The organism is Aeromonas sobria, from assembly GCF_006243315.1.
Taxonomy (GTDB): Bacteria; Pseudomonadota; Gammaproteobacteria; order Enterobacterales; family Aeromonadaceae; genus Aeromonas; species Aeromonas sobria_A.
Genome location: NZ_NKWE01000050.1, coordinates 79900 through 80140, shown reverse-complemented (window position 1 = coordinate 80140; position 241 = coordinate 79900). Strand labels below are relative to the sequence as shown.

The following is a 241-nucleotide window of genomic DNA, read 5'->3' as shown; positions in this document are numbered from 1 at the left end:
CATCCACATCCAGAACAGGGCTCCGGGACCGCCCAGCTTGATGGCAGTGGCGACGCCGACGATGTTGCCGGTACCTATGGTGGCAGAGAGGGCGGTGCAGAGGGCACCGAAGCTGGAAACATCCCCCTGCTTGCCCTGGCCCTGATCGCGACCAAAGACCAGACGCAGAGCGAGCGGCAAGCGCACCACCTGAAGCAGACCCAAACGCAGGGTGAGATAGATACCGGTCCCGACCAGCAGG

General features: G+C 63.9%; 1 protein-coding gene. It reads right to left on the bottom strand.

Annotated features, from left to right (window positions below):
- Window positions 1-240: alanine:cation symporter family protein (locus CF137_RS17340; RefSeq protein WP_240038563.1), on the bottom strand; the 240-nt coding region annotated here is incomplete at its 3' end.
- Between the last annotated feature and the right edge of the window lies 1 nt (window position 241).